The sequence below is a fragment of the Oceanobacillus indicireducens genome (genome assembly GCF_014647195.1).
Taxonomy (GTDB): domain Bacteria; phylum Bacillota; class Bacilli; order Bacillales; family Amphibacillaceae; genus Oceanobacillus; species Oceanobacillus indicireducens.
Window position 1 is genome coordinate 1 of the sequence record NZ_BMOS01000081.1, and the last position, 907, is coordinate 907.

Genomic DNA, 907 nt, shown 5'->3' on the forward strand with positions numbered 1-907 from the left:
CCTGCTCGAATTGTCATTCTCGCAGTCAAGCGGGCTTATGCCATTGCACTAACCTCACGATGTCCAACCGTGATTAGCCCACCTTCGTGCTCCTCCGTTACTCTTTGGGAGGAGACCGCCCCAGTCAAACTACCCACCAGGCACTGTCCGCAACCCCGATAAGGGGTCAACGTTAGAACATCAACACTACAAGGGTGGTATTTCAAGGACGGCTCCACACATACTGGCGTACGTGCTTCAAAGCCTCCCACCTATCCTACACATGTAGGGTCAATGTTCAGTGCCAAGCTGTAGTAAAGGTTCACGGGGTCTTTCCGTCTAGCCGCGGGTACACTGCATCTTCACAGCGATTTCAATTTCACTGAGTCTCGGGTGGAGACAGCGTGGCCATCATTACGCCATTCGTGCAGGTCGGAACTTACCCGACAAGGAATTTCGCTACCTTAGGACCGTTATAGTTACGGCCGCCGTTTACCGGGGCTTCGATCAAGAGCTTCGACCGAAGTCTAACCCCATCAATTAACCTTCCGGCACCGGGCAGGCGTCACACCGTATACGTCATCTTACGATTTTGCACAGTGCTGTGTTTTTAATAAACAGTTGCAGCCACCTGGTATCTGCGACTCTCAATAGCTCCATCCGCGAGGGACTTCACCGTCGAGAGCGTACCTTCTCCCGAAGTTACGGTACCATTTTGCCTAGTTCCTTCACCCGAGTTCTCTCAAGCGCCTTGGTATTCTCTACCCGACCACCTGTGTCGGTTTGGGGTACGATTCCTTACAATCTGAAGCTTAGAGGCTTTTCCTGGAAGCATGGCATCAATGACTTCACATCCGTAGATGCTCGACGTCGTGTCTCAGCCTTAAAAAGAGCCGGATTTACCTAACTCTTAAGCCTACGCACTTGA

1 rRNA gene is annotated in these 907 nt (G+C 51.7%); it reads right to left on the reverse strand.

The annotated features are described in order from the left end of the window. Nucleotides 1-907: ribosomal RNA gene (locus tag IEX94_RS19485) — 23S ribosomal RNA — on the reverse strand; the annotation flags it as partial.